1 pseudogene is annotated in these 251 nt (G+C 70.5%); it reads right to left on the reverse strand.

Annotated elements, in window-relative coordinates:
* Positions 1–251, reverse strand: a pseudogene (locus ACQG3P_RS21020) (DNA polymerase III subunit beta); the annotation flags it as partial.

Consider the following 251-nt stretch of genomic DNA (forward strand, 5'->3'; position numbering starts at 1 on the left):
TTTTCGCACAGCGCAAGGCGGTGGCCGTCGGTGGCAACGGTGCGCAGATCATCGCCGCGCAGGTCGAACAGGAGGCCGGTGAGGGAGTAGCGAACGTCCTGCTGGGCCAGCGCGAACGCGGTGCGGTCGATCAGCTCCTGCAGGGTGGCTTCGCCGATCGCCACGCGCGCGGTGGCTTCCACTTCGGCCACAGCCGGGAAGTCGTGGGCCGGCAGCGTTGCCAGGGTGAACCGGCTGCGGCCGGCCTGCAC

The organism is Stenotrophomonas sp. SrG (assembly GCF_050031795.1).
Taxonomy (GTDB): domain Bacteria; phylum Pseudomonadota; class Gammaproteobacteria; order Xanthomonadales; family Xanthomonadaceae; genus Stenotrophomonas; species Stenotrophomonas rhizophila_A.